The organism is Enterococcus sp. 2STP (assembly GCF_032465635.1).
Classification (GTDB): Bacteria; Bacillota; Bacilli; order Lactobacillales; family Enterococcaceae; genus Enterococcus_B; species Enterococcus_B lactis.
In genome coordinates, this window is sequence record NZ_JAWDJH010000004.1 from 73,166 (window position 1) to 94,626 (window position 21,461).

General features: G+C 39.3%; 20 protein-coding genes. 6 read left to right on the forward strand and 14 right to left on the reverse strand.

All coding sequences use genetic code 11. The features are described from left to right. Nucleotides 1-93: 93 nt before the first annotated feature. The 3 genes from RWU19_RS01040 to RWU19_RS01050 all read right to left on the reverse strand — a co-directional run bounded on the left by RWU19_RS01040 (nucleotide 94) and on the right by RWU19_RS01050 (nucleotide 2,787). On the reverse strand, nucleotides 94-1,596 hold the full coding sequence (locus tag RWU19_RS01040; RefSeq protein ID WP_086285754.1) for a phosphomannomutase/phosphoglucomutase: 1,503 nt from the start codon (nucleotides 1,594-1,596) through the stop codon (nucleotides 94-96). Between the two features lie 17 nt (nucleotides 1,597-1,613). Beyond that, nucleotides 1,614-2,069 carry an arginine repressor gene (locus tag RWU19_RS01045; RefSeq protein WP_002314521.1) on the reverse strand — a complete coding sequence of 152 codons (456 nt, stop codon included), beginning with the start codon at nucleotides 2,067-2,069 and terminating at the stop codon, nucleotides 1,614-1,616. A gap of 97 nt (nucleotides 2,070-2,166) precedes the next feature. Next, a complete protein-coding gene (locus RWU19_RS01050; RefSeq protein ID WP_123838026.1) occupies nucleotides 2,167-2,787 on the reverse strand; it encodes a GyrI-like domain-containing protein in 621 nt (206 codons plus the stop codon). A gap of 220 nt (nucleotides 2,788-3,007) precedes the next feature. Between RWU19_RS01050 and RWU19_RS01055 the strand changes: the two genes are divergently transcribed. Both RWU19_RS01055 and RWU19_RS01060 read left to right on the forward strand, forming a co-directional pair. After that, nucleotides 3,008-4,381: an MFS transporter gene (locus RWU19_RS01055; protein WP_002314519.1), complete on the forward strand. Its 1,374-nt coding sequence runs from the start codon at nucleotides 3,008-3,010 to the stop codon at nucleotides 4,379-4,381. Between the two features lie 74 nt (nucleotides 4,382-4,455). After that, nucleotides 4,456-5,568 (forward strand): NAD(P)/FAD-dependent oxidoreductase, encoded by a 1,113-nt coding sequence (locus tag RWU19_RS01060; protein ID WP_002314518.1) that lies wholly within the window; start codon nucleotides 4,456-4,458, stop codon nucleotides 5,566-5,568. A gap of 71 nt (nucleotides 5,569-5,639) precedes the next feature. Here the strand turns inward: RWU19_RS01060 and RWU19_RS01065 are convergent, their stop codons facing one another. The 7 genes from RWU19_RS01065 to RWU19_RS01095 form a co-directional block, all read right to left on the reverse strand. Then, nucleotides 5,640-7,277 (reverse strand): phosphoenolpyruvate carboxykinase (ATP), encoded by a 1,638-nt coding sequence (locus RWU19_RS01065; protein WP_123838027.1) that lies wholly within the window; start codon nucleotides 7,275-7,277, stop codon nucleotides 5,640-5,642. 169 nt (nucleotides 7,278-7,446) lie between these two features. Then, nucleotides 7,447-8,055 carry a LysM peptidoglycan-binding domain-containing protein gene (locus tag RWU19_RS01070; RefSeq protein ID WP_316002437.1) on the reverse strand — a complete coding sequence of 203 codons (609 nt, stop codon included), beginning with the start codon at nucleotides 8,053-8,055 and terminating at the stop codon, nucleotides 7,447-7,449. Between the two features lie 382 nt (nucleotides 8,056-8,437). Next, nucleotides 8,438-9,589, reverse strand: coding sequence for a tRNA epoxyqueuosine(34) reductase QueG (gene queG, locus RWU19_RS01075; protein WP_123838029.1), 1,152 nt, complete (start codon nucleotides 9,587-9,589; stop codon nucleotides 8,438-8,440). A gap of 18 nt (nucleotides 9,590-9,607) precedes the next feature. Then, nucleotides 9,608-10,360 (reverse strand): hypothetical protein, encoded by a 753-nt coding sequence (locus tag RWU19_RS01080; protein ID WP_002286840.1) that lies wholly within the window; start codon nucleotides 10,358-10,360, stop codon nucleotides 9,608-9,610. A 140-nt stretch (nucleotides 10,361-10,500) separates the two neighbouring features. Continuing rightward, a complete protein-coding gene (locus tag RWU19_RS01085) occupies nucleotides 10,501-11,451 on the reverse strand; it encodes a metal ABC transporter substrate-binding protein (protein ID WP_002342906.1) in 951 nt (316 codons plus the stop codon). After that, nucleotides 11,452-12,291 carry a metal ABC transporter permease gene (locus RWU19_RS01090; RefSeq protein WP_002308137.1) on the reverse strand — a complete coding sequence of 280 codons (840 nt, stop codon included), beginning with the start codon at nucleotides 12,289-12,291 and terminating at the stop codon, nucleotides 11,452-11,454. Continuing rightward, the gene (locus RWU19_RS01095; protein WP_002336048.1) at nucleotides 12,288-13,034 is read right to left on the reverse strand and encodes a metal ABC transporter ATP-binding protein; all 747 of its coding nucleotides are present in this window, start codon (nucleotides 13,032-13,034) and stop codon (nucleotides 12,288-12,290) included. Before RWU19_RS01095 ends, RWU19_RS01090 begins: the two co-directional genes overlap by 4 nt. A 237-nt stretch (nucleotides 13,035-13,271) precedes the next feature. Here RWU19_RS01095 and RWU19_RS01100 point away from each other — a divergent pair, with 237 nt between their 5' ends. Next, entirely contained in the window at nucleotides 13,272-14,642 is a 1,371-nt protein-coding gene (locus RWU19_RS01100) for an amino acid permease (RefSeq protein WP_002314512.1), read from the forward strand. A 50-nt stretch (nucleotides 14,643-14,692) separates the two neighbouring features. Here the strand turns inward: RWU19_RS01100 and RWU19_RS01105 are convergent, their stop codons facing one another. From RWU19_RS01105 to RWU19_RS01120, 4 genes are all read right to left on the reverse strand, one after another. Further along, nucleotides 14,693-15,589, reverse strand: coding sequence for a LysM peptidoglycan-binding domain-containing protein (locus RWU19_RS01105; RefSeq protein WP_086285750.1), 897 nt, complete (start codon nucleotides 15,587-15,589; stop codon nucleotides 14,693-14,695). Between the two features lie 113 nt (nucleotides 15,590-15,702). Continuing rightward, nucleotides 15,703-15,873 (reverse strand): hypothetical protein, encoded by a 171-nt coding sequence (locus RWU19_RS01110; RefSeq protein WP_002291423.1) that lies wholly within the window; start codon nucleotides 15,871-15,873, stop codon nucleotides 15,703-15,705. Continuing rightward, the gene (locus RWU19_RS01115; protein ID WP_123838030.1) at nucleotides 15,870-16,547 is read right to left on the reverse strand and encodes an NAD(P)H-dependent oxidoreductase; all 678 of its coding nucleotides are present in this window, start codon (nucleotides 16,545-16,547) and stop codon (nucleotides 15,870-15,872) included. Before RWU19_RS01115 ends, RWU19_RS01110 begins: the two co-directional genes overlap by 4 nt. Nucleotides 16,548-16,638: 91 nt before the next feature. After that, the gene (locus tag RWU19_RS01120) at nucleotides 16,639-17,544 is read right to left on the reverse strand and encodes an AraC family transcriptional regulator (RefSeq protein WP_002312019.1); all 906 of its coding nucleotides are present in this window, start codon (nucleotides 17,542-17,544) and stop codon (nucleotides 16,639-16,641) included. Between the two features lie 174 nt (nucleotides 17,545-17,718). Here RWU19_RS01120 and RWU19_RS01125 point away from each other — a divergent pair, with 174 nt between their 5' ends. The 3 genes from RWU19_RS01125 to RWU19_RS01135 are packed head-to-tail and all read left to right on the forward strand — an operon-like array spanning nucleotide 17,719 to nucleotide 21,414. Next, entirely contained in the window at nucleotides 17,719-19,173 is a 1,455-nt protein-coding gene (locus RWU19_RS01125) for a glycoside-pentoside-hexuronide (GPH):cation symporter (protein WP_002336053.1), read from the forward strand. Between the two features lie 15 nt (nucleotides 19,174-19,188). Beyond that, nucleotides 19,189-20,220, forward strand: a complete 1,032-nt coding sequence (locus tag RWU19_RS01130) for an aldose epimerase family protein (protein ID WP_123838031.1) — start codon at nucleotides 19,189-19,191, stop codon at nucleotides 20,218-20,220. Between the two features lie 6 nt (nucleotides 20,221-20,226). Beyond that, nucleotides 20,227-21,414, forward strand: coding sequence for a galactokinase (locus tag RWU19_RS01135; RefSeq protein WP_002314506.1), 1,188 nt, complete (start codon nucleotides 20,227-20,229; stop codon nucleotides 21,412-21,414). Nucleotides 21,415-21,461: the final 47 nt, after the last annotated feature.

The window sequence follows — 21,461 nt, forward strand, 5'->3', positions numbered from 1 at the left end:
TTTTTCCTCCTTTTGCTGGCCACCCTACCAGCACTCGGTTTAACCTTACCACTTTTTTTGTTGTCCAAGCAACTACCTTTCAAGAAGATTGGTTTATTCTGCTGATAATGATTCAAGATCAGAAAAATGTCCGAATAAGTTTGCTAGTTTTTCTAACACTAGCTGGTTCTTTCCGCTCTCGTCATTTTCTATCTGCAATACTAACAACGGCTCATGTAAGCTTAAGCGAATCAAAAACCAACCGCTTCCATAAGGTTCTTGCAGATTATACCGAATACCTTCTTCATTTGCCGGGTCGAAGTTCATCCCTTTTTCTTCTTCCAACAGTCGCTTCATTTCTTCTAATATCTTGTTTCCTTGTTCGCGTGGTTCATCACTGAACAATTTTAGTCGGATTTCTTGTACTTCTACAGGCTGTTTCAACTCTTTGATTTGTTCATCCAATGTGATACCTTTTCTTTTTAATTCTGGCAAAAGCATCAGGATCTTCGCGATGACGTATGCACCATCATCCAGAAAATAATTTTCCTTGAATGCAGCGTGACCGCTTGTTTCGATGGCTAGCTGTGTATCTTTCCCAAGACGATTAAGTTCTAATGCTTTATTGATTACATTTCGATAGCCGGAAATATAACGAATTTGGGTACCTCCTTTTTCTTCAATGAATTTTTGTAGATGAGAAGAAGTAGGCGAATTCGTTACGATCCTTGTCCCTGGATGCTCTTTTAATACGATCGTACTTAATACTGCGATCAAATTATTTCGATTGATGACTGTTCCAGAAGCACTGACCACAGCTGAACGATCCACATCTGTGTCAAAAATGATTCCAAGATCTGCTTCATTTGCTAAAACAGCCTGCTTGATACTTTCCATCGCTTCTTTGTTATCAGGGTTGGGGATGTGATTAGGAAATCGACCATCTGGTTCCAAAAATTGAGATCCTGTTGTATCAGCGCCTAAGCTATTCAATACTTTTTCAGCAAAAAATCCTCCAGCACCATTTCCAGCATCCACGATGATTTTCCAACCTTTTAGTGGTTTGTCATCTTGTGTTCCCATCCCTTTTTTGATTTTTGTGACTAAATCTTGCGCATAAGGTGTCAAAAGGTCTGCTTTTTCCACACTTCCTGCTTGTTCACTGTTTATTTTTTGCTGCTGTGACAGGATATAAGCAATATCTTCTTTTTCTGCCCCTCCTTCTGAGGTGAAAAATTTTATTCCGTTGTAATAATAGGGAAGATGGCTAGCAGTCAGCATGACCGCAGCGTCGCATGAGAATTGTTCAAATTGAGTGGACATAAACATAGCTGGCGTAGTAGCTAATTCGAAATCAATGACATGTATCCCTTGTTCTTTCAGACTTTGGATCAACGCCTCTTTTAGTGCTGGTCCGCTGATCCTACTGTCATGACCAATCCCAATCGTCCATTTTCTAGTTGGATTAGTTGATTTCTTCTTTTTCTTTAGCCAGTTTGCTAGTCCCCAGCCGATCTTTTCTACCCTGTCTGTCGTCAAATTGACTTCATGACCTTCAACTGGTAATGCAATCCCTCGAATATCCGATCCATTTTGTAGCGCTTTCATATCTTCCATATAAAAGTCCTCCTCATCTATTCCCTCATTTTTTCTAATTTTTCCGCAAATCGCTGTGCTTCTTCTTCTGAGCGGCAAATAATAATGAATGTATCTACACCTGCCATCGTTCCAACAACTTCGGGATAAGCAACTTCGTCTAACCAATTCGTTACCACATCAGCGCCATTTCGTTCAGTCAATACGATAACCATGAATTGAACAGACTGTATACGTAAAACCTCACGCCTAATTGCCGTACGCAAACGTTCTTCATTTAAAGAAACAGATGGTTGGTTAAATAATGTATAGCGTACTATTTTATTTTCATCTTGGCTTTTTACTAACTTCATTTCTCTGATGTCTCGAGAAATCGTAGCTTGAGTCACATCGGCACCTGCTTCATGCAACCGTGTAAGCAGCTCTTCCTGTGTCCCAATCGGTTGTTCTGTAATCATTTGGCGGATCAATGCTTGTCGCTGTTTCTTTTTCATATTAGACACCTCTCAATATTGATTATAGCAAAAGACAAGTAATATTTCTTCTTATTTTGGTATTTTTTACTTTTATTTTTCGGTTTTATTCAGGTTGCTATCTTTTTTCTATTTTGACACGCAAAATCGTCTTCATTTTTTCAGGTGCAGATTTTCGTGGATCGCTGATATAGATTTCTTTGTGTTCTTTAGAAGTTCTTTGATAGCCTTCTTCTGCAATGAATGCTTCTAATTTCTCAAAGGATTCTGGTTCTTCATCATAGGAACCGATGTGTAAGATTTGGGCACAAAGACCTTCTTCCATCTTTCCGAATGCTACTTGTTCTCTCAAGTCTTCCGGAAGTTTGCTCAGAGAACGCTGAATGGCTTCTTGTGCTATCGCTTCTGTAACAAAGTCAGGCTGTCGGATCATCAATTGATAAGAAAAATGTTCTTTTTTCATCACTGGTTCATGCAAATACTTTTCTTGCAGTCCCCATTGTCCTTCCAATGGATAGACAGTATACATCTGATAATCAGGAATCAGCCAATTTTTTTTAGGCGACATGTGTATTGCATAGCTGACTGCATACAGACAGGCCACTCTTTGTTTAAAGTCTTCCTGATTCGGGTCGCCGATCCCTCTGATGCTAAAGAATGTTTTTTTAGGAACCTCTAGTATTTGCGGGCTTTTTTTCATACTATAGCTCTTGTCTTTACGCCATTCGATTTTTTCCATTTTTCTTCCTCCGCGAAATTCCATTTAGTTATTTATTATCATACCTCTTTTTAAGTGACTTGGCTAATCGTGTTGACACTATTTTTCAGTTTGTGCTAGAATAAGTTAAGTAAATAAATCGTACAGATAACACGTTTCGGCGTGTCGAGAGAGAGGCGGTTTCTATTTTTATAATAGAAATCACTCTCTTTTTTTACGAAATTTTTTAGAGGTGATGTAAATGACAAAACAAAAACAGCTGCTTTTAGTACCTGCAGTAATTGCAACAGGGATGATGTCTTTTGCGGGCGTATTGATCGAGACGGCCATGAATGTAACTTTCCCAACTCTTATCAGACAGTTTGATTTAACGACCGCACAAGTCCAATGGGTAACAACGATTTATCTTTTGATGATTTCGATCATTGTTCCGCTGTCTACTTATTTGAATCGCAATTTTAGTCTCAAAAAACTCTTTTTAGCTTCAAATCTGCTTTTCTTGGCAGGTATAATGATCGATTTCTTCTCTCCTACCTTCATGGTTCTATTGTTTGGTCGATTGCTCCAAGGGGCAGCAACAGGTATCGCTCTTCCGTTGATGTTCCATATTATCTTGACATTTGCCCCCCTCAATCGACGAGGCGCGATGATGGGTGTCGGTACTTTGACAACGGCCATTGCTCCAGCGATTGGACCCACTTACGGAGGCATTATGACTTCACATTTTACATGGAATCATATTTTCCTGTTTCTTGTGCCCATTTTGCTCCTTTCTTTGATTATCGGCTGGTTTGCTATTCCCGAGATGGCAGTACAAAAAAGTGGTTATTTGGATTGGTGGAGCGTTTTAGGAATCTTTCTTTTGTTTAGTGGAAGTCTGACATTTTTGAGTACGTTGGGAACACTTTCTAGTTGGATTGCTTTGATCATCGGCGGGATCGGCTGGTTCCTATTTTACTATCGAAGTAAAAAAGTGGAACATCCGCTGATTCGGCTGTCCATTCTTTCAAATAAAACATTCCGTTTGTTTTTGATTGGCTTCTTGGTTTATCAGTTTTTATTACTTGGTGTGTCTTTTGTCTTACCGAATTTCCTTCAGATCGTTCAAGGAAGCAGTCCTTTTGTCGCTGGATTAGCCATGCTTCCCGGTGCAGCGGTTGGTGCTTTGCTTTCTCCTTTTTCTGGTAAAATGCTGGATCAATATGGACCGAAGAAGCCAATTTTTGCTGGACTGATCCTTTCTTTGATTGGTTGGTTAGCATTATTCCTGCTTATCGGACACGCTTCATTGGGTGTATTGATTGCCTGTCATGTTTTTTATATGGTCGGTATCGGTTTGTCTTACAGTAATATGATGACGACTGGAATGAATGCGCTGAATGAAGAACTGCAAGGAGACGGGAATGCAATGTTCAATACCTTGCAACAGTTTTCTGGTGCTGTGGCTACTTCATTAGTAGCGGTTATCATCAATTATGTTCAGCATCATACTTCCCATAATTACGAAGTGTCTACTACATTAGGATCAAAAGCGGCGTTGGGCGTCTTATTGCTGTTGCTTCTTATCAGCTTTGCTCGATTCGTCTATTCTCTGTTTTTTGCTAAAAAAGCATAGTTTCCATATACGGCAGGTGTTGCATCTGCCGTTTTTTTGTGTGAAAATGGTTGTTTGTAAAAGGAGGCTTTTTTATGGAAAAAATTGCCATTATCGGTGGCGGGATCATTGGTATGACTCTAGCCAATTACTTGGATACATCAACATTTGATGTTGCTTTGTTTGATGAAGGGACAGGACAGGCAACGAAAGCAAGCGCTGGGATCATCTCCCCTTGGTTGTCAAAACGCAGAAACAAACAATGGTATCGTCTGGCTAAAGACGGCGCTGCTTTTTTCCCTAAACTCATAAAAGATTTCCAACTTGATCAAACGATTTATGCACAATCAGGGACACTTTTGCTTCGACCTGAACAAGATTTAGCTGAATTAGCTATTCTTGCGGAGAAACGAAAAGAAGAAGCGCCAGAAATTGGAAATATCGAATGGCTTTCACCTGAACAGACGTCCCAAGCTCTTCCGTTATTGAAGCCAGCAGTTTCACTACGCATCAGTGGTGGTGGTCGTCTGGATGGAAAAGCATATTTAGAACATCTTGGTCAGCGTTTAGTACAAAAACAAATTGAGCAGATCCAGGCAAAAGTCACCTTGCATAAGAAGAACGATTCTTGGCTCGTCAAGGGACCGTTTGGAGAATACACAGCTGACCGCGTAATCTTGACACCTGGTCCTGCACTTAAGCCTCTATTGAAAAAATTAGGCTATTCTGCAGATATACGTCCGCAAAAAGGGCAGCTCTTAGCATTTCAGACATCTTATAAGATGAGTCAAGACTGGCCTGTTGCTATGCTTGACGGAGAAGCTGATTTCATTCCTTTCATGGATGGAAAGATCCTTTTAGGTGCTACCCATGAGAACGATCAAGGATGGGATTTGGCTCCTACTAGCGAAGCTTATGAGGGATTGACTAAGAGTGCAGAACAGTTCTTGGCTGATCCAGATCAGATAAAAAATTGGTCCTACGAGTTCCGTGTAGGCACCCGTGCTTATACGTCAGATTTTTCCCCATTCTTCGGCGTATTGCCAGATGACCCAAGTCTACTGGCTGCTAGCGGTCTAGGCTCTTCTGGTTTGACGACAGGCCCTTATATCGGCTATCTATTAGCCAACTTCTTAAATACTGGTCATTGGCCTACGGAAGATTATCAAAAGGACATCTCCACCTATATTACGAAAAATCCATCATAGAAAAACAGCTTTTTCAAGTAAGGATCCCGAGCGATATTGCGCATGGATTACTTCTTGAAAAAGCTGTTATTTTAGTTCAATTTCTGAATCAAATTCTCCAAACTTTCTTTTGCTTCATCTGGCAAGAGATCTTTTCCTATCTGAGCTTCAATGAATCGTAAACGACTATCAAGTCGTTGTTTCACCAGATTTTTATAGGACGTATCCTCAAAAGAAACAGGAAAATCTGGTATAGGTAAATAGTGGATGTCTTCAAACGGACCAAACGACTTGAATTCTGCCGTTTGTTGCACGATTCTTTCAACGATTGACAATGTCGTTTCAGGTTTGATTTTTTTATCATCGAAATATCCAGTATTCAAGACATAGCAGGCTGTTTGCTGTTTCACAAACAACTCTCGAAAAGCTTGATAGTCTTCCCTAAGAGGATAGACACGGAAAGGATTAGCAAATGGTTCAATGACTAGCTCATCTAGCTGTCTTTTTGTAGTGATATTTTCCGCGTCTGATCGTTTTGTTGCTAATGTTGCACCAAAAGACGCTGCTAAAACCGGGTCATTGATCTTGATAATTGGCGGAAGTGAATCATCTTTCATGATCCAAAAAACAGCATCGATCTTTTCGCTAAGATGATCGACTCGGTCTGGTGTCGCATAACGTGATTTGACTGTCCGCCCATTTCCGTTTCGTATATCTCCTGTCACTAGGACTTTTTCTCCCTTACTCGTACATGTCACGCCTACATTCTGACAAGTAAGGAAAGAAGAAATGGCCGGATCATCAGACGGATAGTCTTGTGTTTTATCAAAGTAAGAAGGTTCCAAGGCAGTAGCAAAACCATTTTTTCTAGAAATAACAAAAGCATCGTCATGTAGGATCGTAACAGAATGCCCTTCCGAATGTTTTGCTAAGGTGATCGTTGATTTTCCAGAACCGGACAACCCAAATACAGCCATCGTATAAGTTTGATCATTACTGGTATATTGTTTCATCCCGCCATGGCAGGCAATAAAACCATTGCGATTCCCCAATGCCCAAGCAAGCGTCAAAGTCGCTTTTTTTAATTCCCCAAAGTAACGTAATCCTAGCACAGCAGCTGTATTATGGAGAGAATCAAATAAAACGAGTCCATTGGGAAAGGCTTCATGCGTCCATTCGGGATCACAAAAGATATAAAGATCTCCCTCATCAAAGGACGCAGATTTTTGATAAGTAGCCAGGGTCTTCGCATTCGCTGGCTGAAAATTCAGTATATAAGAATACAGATTGTTCTCAAATCCTTCTGGAATCAACAAATGACTTTGTACAGAAAATTCTTCAGATAGACCAACGATTACTTTTGTATGATAAAATTGTCGCTTTCGACTTTGATACACGGCTTCTCTCAAGATCTTCTCGTATTTACTTTGCTCCTTGCCCAAGTCCTCAAAGATACGCCGAGCACTTGCTGTTCTTCCTACAATACTCCCATCATTGAATACTAGTGTCCTAGCATCAGCTGGTAAATCTAGTTCTTCAGCATGTGAGACCGTTAAATCTGTGATGATCGTTCCTGGACTCCCTTTTGCTAGTTGATAAGCTGTCTTCCTGTCAAAAACTTCTTGAACATTATTACCGTAGAATGCTGTTTCAATAATGGATCGAATACTGGATAACAGTGGATTTTCACTTGTGATTTCCTCTAATTCGAGACTCTCTTTTGTACTCATGGCTCCTCCTCCTCCCCTAAACAAAAAAAAGCGTTTTCTTTATTATACATTATCCGAGTTTTTATTTGTACTGCTGTGCAGAGGGAAACAAATCATTTATTTTTCATAAAAAAAACCGAGAACTTGAATAAACAAGACTCTCGGTTTCATCATTTTTTCTTTTATCGGCTTAGTACCAACCGTTTGCTAACCAGAATGTTTTAGCAGCATCCCATGAACCATAACGAGATGTTACGTATTGTTCTACTACACGTTCTTGATTGGCAGCTGAATAGTCGCCGTTTAAGTATGAAGCATCTAATTGGTAACGGCCAATGTAACGTCCGTTAGTAGCTGTGTATGAACCGCCTGATTCTTTTTGTGCGATCCATTCTTTTGCAGAGCTTGAAGTTGGCGCCGTTGCAGCAGCTGGGGCAGCAGGAGCTACTTCAACTGTTTCAACAGGTGCAACGTATGTATGTTCTTGCGTTGCTGTTTCAGTTGTAGATGCTGTATTTTCTGTTGTGTTGCTTTCTGTTGTTGATGAAGAATCATTTGAAGTTGGGATTGTTAATTGTTCACCAACATAAATGCGGTTGATGTCTGCAATTGAATTCTTTTCAGCAATTGCATCGATCATTGAGTTGTCTCCTGCAAATTTTTGTGAAATCTTAGATAATGAATCACCTGATTTTACTGTGTAAACTTCATCAGCGTGAGCATTTGTAGTTCCTACAAACATTGCAGTAGCACCAGCAGCAAAAGTTGTACCTAAAACAATTTTCTTAAATGAATTCATATTAAACTCCTTTTTTCTCCGTTTTTTATTCTTTCGACGCTATTAACTTTATCATTTAGAAATATTTCATAGGTAAAAGAATCATGACATTTAATGACAAAATGACGAATTATTTAATATTTGTAACATTTGAACAAAAACTTTTTTGATGTAAAACCATCAAATCGTTGTTATATAAGCAAAGTAATCGTTTTTCTATGTTTTTTTATTTTTGAATGAAAAACATCTTTTCTGTAATATTTACTGCAATAATCCATAAAAAAAAGCAAAAAAATGTTTGATTTTTATCAAATCCTCTTAAAAAAACGTAAAAAATACAAAAAAACCAGTAATTGTTACAACAATTACTGGACAAAAACAATGAATAATGCTTACTATTTTTTTATTTTAACTTTCTCCGCAATAATTTTTGTGCATGTTCTAGTTCATTTATGACGACTTCTTCCGATTCTTTAGCTAATGTTTCATCTAATACATCAAGCCATTTTTCTGGCTCTTTTGTTCCTAGACGTCCAATAGCCCAAGCTGCTGTTCCTCTGATGACAGGGCGGACATCCGTTAAACATTCTGAAATCTCAGGCAATGCCGTTCGATCTCCTAGATTAGCTAAAGCGATCAATGCGTTTCTCTGCAAAGGTTTTTTTCCACGCCACGAACCAGCTAAATGCCCAAATTGCTGCTTGAAGTCTTTATTCGACATCGACAGCATCGGCTTTAATTTTGGATATACTTCATCTATTTTTGGTTCCATCTCTTCATGAAAATGAAAATCTTTTCCTTGATTGTAAGGGCAGACTAACTGGCAGATATCGCATCCATAAATGACATTTCGCATTTTTTTCCGATATTCTTCGGGCATCATCCCTTTTGTCTGCGTTTGATAAGATAAACATCGCTGTGCATTCATTCTGCCATCACCAATCAATGCTTTCGTCGGACAAGCAGTCACACAGCGCATACAGTCACCGCAACCAAACTCTCCTGGTTTATCCGGCTCAAATACGATATTAGTGACGATCTCACCAAGATAGACAAATGAACCGAACTCTTCGGTGATCAACAATCCGTTTCGGCCGATAAATCCTAATCCAGCTCGCTGTGCTACAGCGACATCGATCAGTTCCCCAGTGTCTACTTGCGGAGCTAGACGCCATTCCTCTTCTTTTTGCCATTTTTCTGCTCTTGTTTGGATGAATTCGATCAATCGATTTAATCGGTCTCTCAGTATATCATGATAGTCGATCCCCCATGAGGCACGAGCAAATTGCCCTCGTTTTTCATCCCTAGGTACTTCTTCATGGATCCTAGTAGGATACGCAAGAGCAATGGAAATGATTGATTTTGGCTGATCAAATGTCATTTCTGGATAAAGACGCTCATCGATATTTGGGTGTTCGAAACCAGAAGTGTGGCCGGCTGCTTTTTGCTCTTCCAACGATTCTTTTAATGAATCAAAAGGCTCCGCCGTCGTAAACCCGATCTTGTCAATTCCTAATCGTTTGCTTTCTTGTATGATTTCTTCTTTTAATGTCATGGTCTTCCTCGCTTGCTGTTAACGGCTGTATAATCCATAATATAGTTTTTCTTTTTTCAGTTGGACAAACTGGATCTGCTGATCAGCAATCTTCTTTTCTTCCATCCATTTTTTTCTTGCAGCAAATACTTCCCAATAATTTGTCGAAATCAATTTTCTTTTGTTATCCAATGCGTTGAAAAAATTCAAAGAAACTGGTTTTGTACTTAACAATTCATGGAGTCTTACCTCTTCCCAAGGTGAAAACTCAGACAGATCACGGGAATACAGTACTTCTTCATAGAGATTTTTTTGCTGCGTATACGTGAATGTTTGCGGGATCTTCCCGGGTCTGGCAATTTCTACTAGACGGTTATAAAACATATTCATTAATTTGCTGTTGGCAATAAATTGACTTTTATAATAGGCCGACTGGATCTTTTTGATTACTCCTTCTGCTTTGATTACTGAAAACAAAGCAGGCCATGCTTTGACGGTTATTTCGTCGTTTTGTTTAACTAATACGCCAGGTGTGAAGCCGACTGGAGAAAGGAACACAAAATAACCGATACCGGTATTTTCATCTAAAGGCTGAAATTCATCAAACAACCATTTGCCTATGTACAGCTCTTCATCTGGTTCTGTTGTCTCGTTTTGATTTGCTATGAATAATTTAGCTAATTCTGCTTCAAGAAATTGAAGGTCTTGATCCTTGTCGGTATTTTCTTGCTGGCTAATCAATCGAAATACTTCTTCTTTAATCGTATATTTATCTTTACGTGTAAAATTCATAGCCACACCTTCCTTCCTTACTCTAACTATAACGGAATTTTCTCAAAAAGGGTATCTGTACGCCGAAAAACATCATAATTTTTTTCCGGTTTCTTGTAAAAAAACGCAAGGTCCGCTCCTTAAGCCAGACCTTGCGTTTTTCAGCTCTCTTTTGTTTGGGATAAACCTTCATGGATTGTTTCGATGTTCCATTTCATCATCTGATAGTAAGAATCTCCTTGTTCTCCTTCTTTGGCTATAGAATCAGTGAACAATTTATCATAAATTTCCAAACCCGTTTCTTTTGCTACTCGCTCCATACTTCTTGGATCTACACTGGTTTCCACGAATAAAACTGGCACTTCTTTTTCTCTTACCTGATCAATAATTGCTTTCATTTGGTCAGGCGTGCCTTGGCTTTCTGTATTGATTTCCCATATATATGCTGCTGGCAAATCATAAGCCCTTGAAAAGTATTTGAATGCTCCTTCACTTGTTACTAATAATTTTTTGTTCTCTTCGATAGAAGCAAAACTTTCCTTCGCTTGTGTATCTAATTCTTTTAGTTTTTCCACATATGTTTCTGCATTTCGCTTATAATGTGTCGCATTTTCTGCATCTTTTTCAGAGAATATACGTGCGATTTCCTGCACATATTTTATTCCGTTAGATAGGTCTAGCCAAGCATGAGGATCCGCTTTTGTATGTTCTTCACCGCTAGTTAAATAAAGAGGTTCTACATTTTTGCTAACTGCAAAATAATCTTTTCCTTCTTCTTTCTTAGCTGTTTCCATCAAGTTATCGAACCAGCTGTTACCTGTTTCAAGATTCAATCCGTTGTATAAAATGACATCTGCGTCGCTTGCCTTTTTGATGTCTTCTGGTAGTACTTCATATTCATGCGGATCTGTTCCGACTGGTACGATACTGTGGATATCTATTTTATCTGTTCCGACCTCTTTTGCCATATCTGCCAAGATCGAATTGGTTGCCACGACTGACAGCTTTTCTTTACTTACTTCGTCTGCTTGATCTGAAGTTTGCTTTCCGCAGCCAACTAACGCTAATAAACTAATTGCCAGGATCAAAAAGAGTGATTTCTTTGTTTTCATCTATCTGCTTCCTTTCTGAAATAAAATTCCTTTTGTTGGTGAGAATAAAAAAGCAAGGATAAAAAATGCGGTACATGCTAAAACAATCGTGGCTCCTGATGGCCAATTGTAACTATAACTGAAAAATACGCCGACAACGGCACTGAACATACCGATCCCTGCAGCCGTGATAATCATTTTCAATAAATGGTTCGTCAACAAGTAAGCTGTGGCAGCTGGTGTGATCAACATGGCAATCACCAAGATCGTTCCTACCGTCTGCAAACTAACTACAGCGACTAATGTCAAAAAGAACATCAAAAGATAATGGATCAGCGACGTATTCAGCCCATAAGCTTTTGCCATTGTTGGATCGAATGATGTGATCTTCAATTCTTTATAAAAGAAAAAAACAAATATCAAGACGATTCCGCTGACTAGTGCTGTCAGCAGCAGATCGCTCTCCCTAACAGCTAAGACATTCCCAAATAAAATATGATACAGGTCTGTCGCACTTTGAGCATATGAAATCAAGATGATCCCCAATGCAAAAAACGAACTAAAGACAATCCCGATCGCTGTATCATTTTTCAATCGGCTCCGCTGTGTCACGAAACCAATCACCGCTGCTGTCAACATCCCAAAAGCAGTGGCTCCAAAAATGTAACTAAAACCAAACATATAAGAAATGGCTACACCTGGAAGAACTGCGTGAGAGATAGCATCTCCCATCAAAGACATCCCACGTAAAATAATAAAGGAACCGATGACTCCAGAAGCCAGTCCTACAAGCATGGAAGTGACCAAAGCATATTGTAGAAATTGATAATTCATCAATCCATCAATAAAAGATTGGATCATTTTTTCTCTCCTCCTTTTACTAAATGTCCGATGATCTCACCATAGGCCAGTTGAAGATTCTTTGATGTAAAGACTTCTTGTACTGGACCAGAAGCGATCAGCTGTTTATTTAAAAGAACAACTTCATCGAAATATTCTTCTACTTTATGAAGATCATGGTGGACGATCAGAATCGTTTTTCCTGAATTCTTCAACTCTTGCAAGATGTCAAAGATTTTTCGTTCACTCAATGCATCGATTCCTACGAATGGTTCATCTAAAAAGATCCACTCTGCACCTTGAGCTAGAGCTCGTGCAATAAAAACTCTCTGAAGCTGACCACCCGATAGTTCGCTGATTTGTCTTTTGGCATAGTCTTCCATCCCTACTTTTTTTAATGCTTGTCTTGCTCGTTCTTTTTCTTTTTTCCCGGGCCGCTGTCCGATTCGTAAAGATGGATATGTCCCTAAAAGTACAACGCCTAACACATCGATTGGAAAGGAAAGATCCAATTCGCTTCGCTGCTCCACATAGGCTATTTTTTTACGGACTGATTTTACTGGCTGTCCTGAAAAAGTGACTTTACCAGTAGAAGCTGGTATCAACTCTAGCAATGCTTTCATGAATGTTGATTTTCCTGCGCCATTTGGTCCGATGATACCAGTGATTTTTTGTGACTTTATTGTTAAATTGATGGTTTTCAAAACAGTTTTCCCTTGATAAGCGGCTGAAAGGTCTTGAATTGCAATGGCCGTTCGTTCCAAATCCTACACTCCTTTTTAGGTTTCCCTAACTTTTTATTTAAATATAGTTTAACTAAAAAGGAAAGCATTTACAAGTAGAAAGATGAAAAAATTTTTTTCGAATTTTCCTCGCATTTTATGAAAATTTTCTGTAGAATCACATCAAGAGTTCAATAAGGCTAACCTAAAAATAATACAACTATCTATTGAACGTTTAATTATTTTTCCTGTTGACTCAACAACGAAAGGAGTTTTTGTATGGAAGAAGAAAAGTTAACTCGAAGTCTTAGTGCCCGTCATATCCAAATGATCGCACTAGGTGGAACGATCGGTGTCGGTCTGTTTATGGGTGCCTCCTCAACCATACGCTGGACAGGGCCCTCAGTGATGGGAGCTTATGCGATTGCAGGATTCTTTTTGTATTTGATTATGCGTGCTTTAGGCGAAATGCTTTACGTCGATCCTTCGACTGGTTCTTTTGCAAATTACGCGAGCGAGTACATCCATCCTGTGGCTGGCTACTTGACCGCTTGGAGTAATATTTTTCAATATATTGTCGTAGGGATAAGTGAAGTAATCGCTGTAGGATCTTATATGAATTATTGGTGGCCCAATCTGCCAGCAATTATTCCCGGCATCATTGTCGTCTTATTTCTTATGCTGGCAAATCTTATTTCTGTCAAAGCGTTTGGCGAATTAGAATTTTGGTTTTCGATCATCAAAGTCATAACAATCATTTTGATGATCATTGCAGGTCTTGGGGTGATTTTATTTGGATTTGGTAATCATGGCCAGGCGGTAGGGATCTCAAATCTTTGGAAAAACGGTGGATTCTTCACTGGCGGTGTCAAAGGCTTTTTCTTTGCGTTATCGATCGTCGTTGCTTCCTATCAAGGGATCGAACTGATCGGAATGACTGCTGGCGAAGCAGAGAATCCTAAAAAGACGATCATTGAAGCTGTTCAATCCACTATCGGTCGAATCTTGATTTTTTATATTGGTGCCATTTTTATCATCGTGAGTATTTATCCGTGGAATCAATTGAGTGAGATTGGCTCGCCTTTTGTCCAAACTTTTTCTAAAATCGGCATTACATTTGCTGCAGGGTTGATCAATTTTGTCGTGATTACAGCGGCATTATCAGGTTGTAATTCAGGCATTTTCAGTGCAAGCCGTATGGTCTATACACTTGCGATGAATGGAAAGATGTCTAAAAAGTTTCTGAAATTATCTCGTCATGGTGCGCCTTTTTACCCTGTCGTAGCCATCTCAGGCGGAATCTTGATTGGTTTGATCTTAAACTATCTTCTGCCAATGTTCATCAACCAGTCCGAAAATATCTTTGTCTTCGTATACAGTTCAAGTATTTTACCTGGTATGGTTCCTTGGGTGGTGATTTTGATCAGTGAGATTCGCTTCAAAAAGACTCACGCAGATAAAATGCATGATCATCCTTTTAAAATGCCGCTGTCTCCTTACACGAATTATGCGACACTTGCTTTTTTAGCTATCGTGTTGATTTTCATGTTTATCAATCCTGAAACTAGAATTTCTTTGATCATTGGTCTCGTTTTCTTGCTTTACATGACGATCCATTACTTTATACGTGAAAAAAGAACCGCCAAATAAAAAGAACGAAGCTTCCATCAAGGGAGTCTTCGTTCTTTTTATTGCTTTTATCAATTCAATTTTAGTGTCTCACCGGGAGTCAGGAAATAGTCATCCATACTCATCCCATTCAGTGACAAAATCGTTTCTACTGGTACGCCAGTTCGTTCGGCTATTTGATTTGGGCCTTCTCCTTCCAAAACAACAGTTGTCGCAGCCTGTGACGTCGTACTGCTAGTAGTCGTTTCAGTGTTTTCTGTTGTGTCTTGCGTTGTTCGAGCTTGCATTCCAGAAGCTTCTGTTGATTCTATCGTCTCAGACTCAGAAGATGCTGTTTCTTGTGTGCTTGTTGACTCTGCTTGAAGAGAAGCGCTCGTCTGCAAATATATGTCGGAAATCTTAGCGACATGATTCGTATAGTTAGCCGATAGCTGATTGATCAAGGTATCTAAGGCTACACCGTCTTTATTATCTGCTGACTGATACGCTGCACGTAACTTTCCGATCCCTTCGTCGGAGATAGCTTGGAGCTCACGTGCTTTTTGGTTAGCAACTGCGGATAAACCAGCTATGCCCTCCTGATTTCCCTGGATTTCTGTTTGGTATTCTTCAATCAACACAGGCGTCTTTTCTTCCATCTTTTTCGAATAATCATTGACGATTGCTTGGAGTTGCTCTGACAAATCATCTGCTGTTTTTTCTTCAGAAGTTTGTGTTTCTTTTGTTTCAGTCGATGCCTCACTTGTTTGTTTCGCATCTGTTTTCTTTGTCGTTGTTTCCGTTACGGTCGTGCTTTTTGCATCTGACGAATTTTTCCCGTGAAAATACAGCCCCGCTATTCCTCCTACTATGATCAAAAAAACGGCAACTGCTGCCCCAATCATGATCATCCGCTTACGTGCTGCCTGTTTTTGCTGTCTTCTTCGGGTCATCCGAACATTTTCTCCCCACTCATTTTCATCATACATTTTTTTCACCACCAATTTTTATGTATAACAGCGTTATCAAACGCTTCATATTCTTATTGTAGCAAATAATTGTCATTGTGCACATTTTTATCCTTGTTATTTATAAGAAAATTTCACCAGTTGAGATGATTCCAAGATCGTCCGTCGATTTCTCCTTGCAACTGTGTTGTTCGTTCATCTATCTCAGCCATCAGTTTCTTTATCTCATATAAGAGTGCACGGTCTTGATATTCTGATTTTTCACTTAATTCATCTAATTGTTGGATCAACCATTCATTTGTCATAATGAAGTTCCTTTCATTTCTTGCAGGGTAAAGGTCAAGTCTTCGATTTGCTCTTTTGCGTCAGTCAGTGCTTCTATGATATATGTTTGTTTTTCCGAATCTTCTTCCTGCATTTTCTGATTTCCCTGTACTCTTTGAATAAACCAGTCAATCCGTTGAGTAAGCGATGGCTTCCCTTCCAATGAGAGATACTGCTGATAAGCAATTAGCTTCTCCCAACGTTTTTCTTGGGATAAATACATAAATTGTGCTAAAACGAATGGCGGAAGATAGGTCATATGGAATTTGTTTGCGATTCGCTGATATGGTCTCAAAAATTCGGAGATCGTATATTCTTCTTTCCCTCCAGCTTGGTATTCCTTTTCCGCCACACCTGTTGTCAATACGATTCCTAATTCTTTTCCTTCTAATACATGTGCTGCTTGTTCCAAAACATTATCTTGCCAAATTTTTAAATGAGCAGGGGAACTATACCAGTAAAATGGAAACTGGAAAATGATTCGATCATGCTGTGCCAGAAGCTGTAGCTCAGCCTTTACATCTATCTTTCCATCTGGATAACTTGATTCTAAATGATGCCAAGTAACGGATAAACCGGAAGAAGCTTCTTTGAAAAATTGCTGATTCAGAGATTCCCCCATCGTTGGATGGCTGATGATGATAAGTGTACGCATCCCTTCTCCTCCTTTTTTAGTCTTCGTCTTACAGTGTAGCATAACCGCCACAAGTTTCTTTTGCCGATGCTTGTCCTTTTGTCCAAGCAAATTAGGTCGTCCAAGAGACTGCAGTTTGCTTTTCCAACTGTTTTTTCAAAGTATCCAAAGCAATATTCTTGAAATTTTCGTTTTTCATCCGTTTACGATAGTTCGTAGCCGTTTCTCCGGTACTCTTTTTGAACATTCGGCTAAATACGACTAGACTATTGAACCCTACTTGATAGGCAATGCTTTCCACGGATTCATCCGTCAGGGAAAGAAGAAACGCCCCTCGATTAATCCGTACCCCGATCAAATATTCCTTGATACTGGTACCCATATGATTTTTGAATACTCGTGACAAGTGACTCCGGTTGACAGCTAAATGCTGGGCAATTTCCTCAACAGATAAATTTTCCGCATAATGTGCCTCGATGTATTTGACTGTCTCAACAGCTAAGGAGGAATGAACTTTTTGTACGCCACCGCTGATCTTTCCGCCGTCTTTTAAAAGGACTGATAAAAAACGGTAGGTTAGTGCTGTTAACTGTAATTCATTTTCCAAGGTTTCTTCCGTATCTTTCATGCATTCTAAAATAATGTCGATATATTTTTGTATATCGGAAGAGACCATCGTGTACTGGTCTTCTCTGAAAAGCGACTGCCGGATGATTTCTTCTGCCGCATGTCCACCGAAAGAAAGCCAGCAATACATCCATGGATCTTCTCCATCTGATAAGTAAAATGTCGAGTCTCCTGGACGAATCAAGAATAGATCTCCTTTTTTCAATTGAAACTGTTGATTTTTCACATGATAAGATCCTTTGCCTTCCATCACGACGTGTAAGATGTAATCATTGCGAATAGCAGGACCAAAAGAATGAAACGGCATCGTTTTAGAGAAGCCGCAAAAATCAAAATACAATTCTTTTTCTACTTGTTGATGTTCCTTTTTTAAAAAAATCGATTGCTCCATTTCTTACCCTCCTTACTTCTTTAGTATAATGCAACAAAAAGTTAAATAAAAGTCACAGAAATATATTAAAAAGGAAGCGATTTCTTGTTAAGTTTAAGTCATTAAAAGATCTTTGTTATTCGTTGTAACCGGTTTACTTAGTATTATATATTGAACAGGAGAGGAATACAGATTATGAAAAGCAAAATGATCCAACGTATGTCCTACGCTTTAGGCGCTTTTGGACACGACACATTCTATGTTACATTAAGCACTTATTTTATGGTATTCGTGACAAGCCAGATGTTTGCAGGAACAGATAAGGCAACGAATGCAAAAATGATTGCTACAGTTACAAGCTTAGTTGTAGGTATTCGCTTAGTTGAAATTATTTTTGATCCTTTAATTGGTGGCGTTATTGATAATACCCGTACAAAATATGGCAAATTCAAACCATGGTTAGTTATCGGTGGTATTGTTAGTTCTGTACTCTTGGTAGCAATCTTTACCAATTTCTTTGGCTTAGCTACTCATAATACGACTTTATTTATCATATTATTTGCAATCGTTTTCATCTTGTTGGATAGTTTTTATTCATTCAAGGATATCGCTTTTTGGTCAATGATTCCTGCTTTGAGCACGGAAACAAAGGAACGTGAAAAATTTGCTACGTTTGCTCGTTTCGGCTCTTCTCTAGGTGCAAATGGTACTACACTAGTCGTTGTCCCTATCGTTACTTTCTTTACCTATCTTGTTACTCATAAACATATTGAAGGCGCTTCAGGTTGGTTCTGGTTCGGTGTGATTGCCGCTGTTATTTCAGGCGGTACTGCGATTATCACTGCCTTGGGAACAAAAGAAGTCGATACTGCGATCCGTCAACAAAATGAAAAAGCCGGAATCAAAGATGTGTTCAAAGCAGTTGCTCAAAACGATCAATTGATGTGGCTTGCCCTTGCTTATATCGCTTATGCGATTGCTAATGTAGCAACGACTGCCGTATTGTTCTACTTCTTCAAATATGTACTTGGCCAACCAACTGAATTTTGGATCGTTGGTCTAGTTGCTGCCTTACTTGGTTTAATAGCTGTCCCATTATTCCCAATGCTTACACGCGTCATCTCTCGTCGCTATGTTTACCTTGGCGGGATTGCAATGATGATTTCTTCCTACTTTTTCTTTACGATCGCAGGTTCAAGTTTGCCAATCGTTATCATCGGGTTAGTATTGTTCTACTTCCCTCAACAATTGATTTTCTTATCCGCTTTGATGACAATCACAGACTCTGTTGAATATGGCCAATGGAAAAATGGTATCCGTAATGAAGCTGTTACTCTCTCTATTCGTCCTTTACTAGATAAAATCGCTGGTGCTTTGTCTAACGGGATCGTAGGGTTTGTCGCTATCGCTTCTGGGATGACTGGTAATGCTACTGCTGCTGATATCACTGCTCATGGCGTAACGACTTTCAAAGCTTATGCATTCTATGCTCCTGCTGCTTTGATGATTTTCTCCGCTATTATTTTTGCTTGGAAGATTACATTGACAGAGAAAAAACATGCACAAATCGTTGAGGAATTAGAAAACAAATTGGCTCCAGCTGATACAATGGAAGATGAACTTCACGATGCAGTAGTTCCTTCACATTAAGAAAGGATCTTGAAAATGAAGATTACAGAAAAAGATTTCGGCCAAGGTTATCATTTGATAACCTTGGAGAATAAAAACAAGCTAGTACTTTCTGTCTCTGATTTAGGTGCTAGGATCGTTCGTTTAAAAACAAATGATCAAGAATTAGTTTTGGGATTTGACACCGCTGAAGAATATATCGAAAAAGACCCGTATATCGGCGCGTCTATCGGTCGCACCGCAGGGAGGATCGAAAATGGCCGCTTTTCTCTCAATGGAAAAACTTACCAATTAGCTATAGATCCAAAAACTGGGCATAATCTGCATGGTGGTTCTCCTGGATTTGAATTAAAAAAATGGTCTTATGTCATTTTGAATGGCGAAAATGAAGCTTCTGTCATTTTTACTACTACAAGTCCCGACGGAGAACATGGTTTTCCAGGTACATTGGATGTGGAAGTCCGTTATACTTTGACACAAGATAATATCTGGCGGGTGACCACTCGCGGCATCAGCGATCAAGATACTTTATTCAATCCGACAAATCATGTCTACTTCAACTTGACGGGAGATGCTTCTCAAGCGATCGATCAACATGAGCTTTGGCTCAATAGTGAAGCTTACGCTCCTTTACGAGCAGACAGTATTCCTATAGGAGTAAAAGAAAATACTGCAGGAAATGCTTTCGATTTTCAAACGCCTAAAAAACTAGCGTCCGTTTTTGCTAGTGATTTGGATCAAAAAGAACTCGTTGACGGAATCGATCATCCATTTTTCTTAAAAGAATCTGGCTTGGATAAAGAAGCCGCTCGCTTGACTAGTCCGGATAAAAAAATCCAAGTAGATATCGCTACAGATGCTTCTAGTATGGTTATTTTCACTGCAAATTTCGGTCCAGAAACACCAGAAATGCGTGGTCGAAAACTGGCACATCACGGCGGCATCACATTTGAGACTCAAACAGCTCCAGGGGCAGAGCGCTTCTCAGCATTTGGTTCGATTCATTTAAAAGCCGGATCAACATTTGAAACAGTGACAGAATTCAAAATCAAAACAAGAGAGGAATAACTCATCATGGAAATCAAAAGAAGCTTAAACACAAAATTTGCCGAAACATTCGGCCCTAAAAAAACGACACAATACTTCTCGCCAGGTCGCATCAATTTGATTGGTGAGCACACAGATTACAATGGCGGTCATGTCTTCCCTGCTTCTATCACCTATGGAACGCAAGGTGTCGCCGCACCTAGAGACGATAATAAAATATTAGTTTATTCCACAAACTTTGATGATATCGGTGTCATCAGTTTTACTTTAGACGAGCTAGAATATGATAAAAAAGCAAATTGGGCAAATTACGTAAAAGGAATGGTCCTTAAATTAAAAGAAGCTGGACACCCAATTGATCATGGATTTGAGTTGTTGGTGGAAGGAACAATCCCTAACGGTGCAGGACTTTCCAGTAGCGCTTCATTAGAATTATTGGTAGGTGTTGTATTAGAAGATCTGTTTGATTTAAAAACAGATCGTTTGGAACTAGTCCAAACGGGTAAAAAAGTAGAAAATGAATTCATCGGTGTCAATTCAGGTATCATGGATCAGTTTGCCATCGGCTTCGGTGAGCTAGATCATGCGATTTTGTTAGATACAAATACGCTGAAATATGAAATGGTCCCAGTGAAACTAGATGGTTATGCAATCGTCATCATGAATACGAATAAACGTCGGGAATTGGCAGATTCAAAATACAATGAACGCCGCAGCGAATGCGAAGAAGCCTTGGCACGTCTGCAAAAAACTTTACCTATCTCTTCTTTAGGAGACTTAGATGAAGAAGAATTTGAATCAACTATTGACCAAATCGGTGATGATACATTGATACGCAGAGCTCGTCATGCTGTTTATGAAAATCAACGTACTTTGAAAGCAAAAGCTGAATTAGAAGCTGGAAACTTGGAAGCATTTGGACAACTGCTAAATGATTCTCACCACTCTCTTCGCTATGATTATGAAGTGACTGGGATCGAGTTAGATACACTAGTGGACGCTGCTCAAAAACAAGAAGGTGTCTTAGGTGCACGAATGACAGGAGCTGGATTTGGCGGCTGTGCGATTGCTCTTGTCAAAGAAGAAAATATACCTGCCTTCAAAAACAATGTCTATGATGAATATATGAAAGTTGTCGGCTATGCTCCAGAATTTTATGTTGCACACATTGGAAATGGGACAACAAAGATTGATCCAGAAGCCGTTCATGTATGATAGAAAAATCAATGAACACAGCTAAATAAATAGGGACAAATAACCTC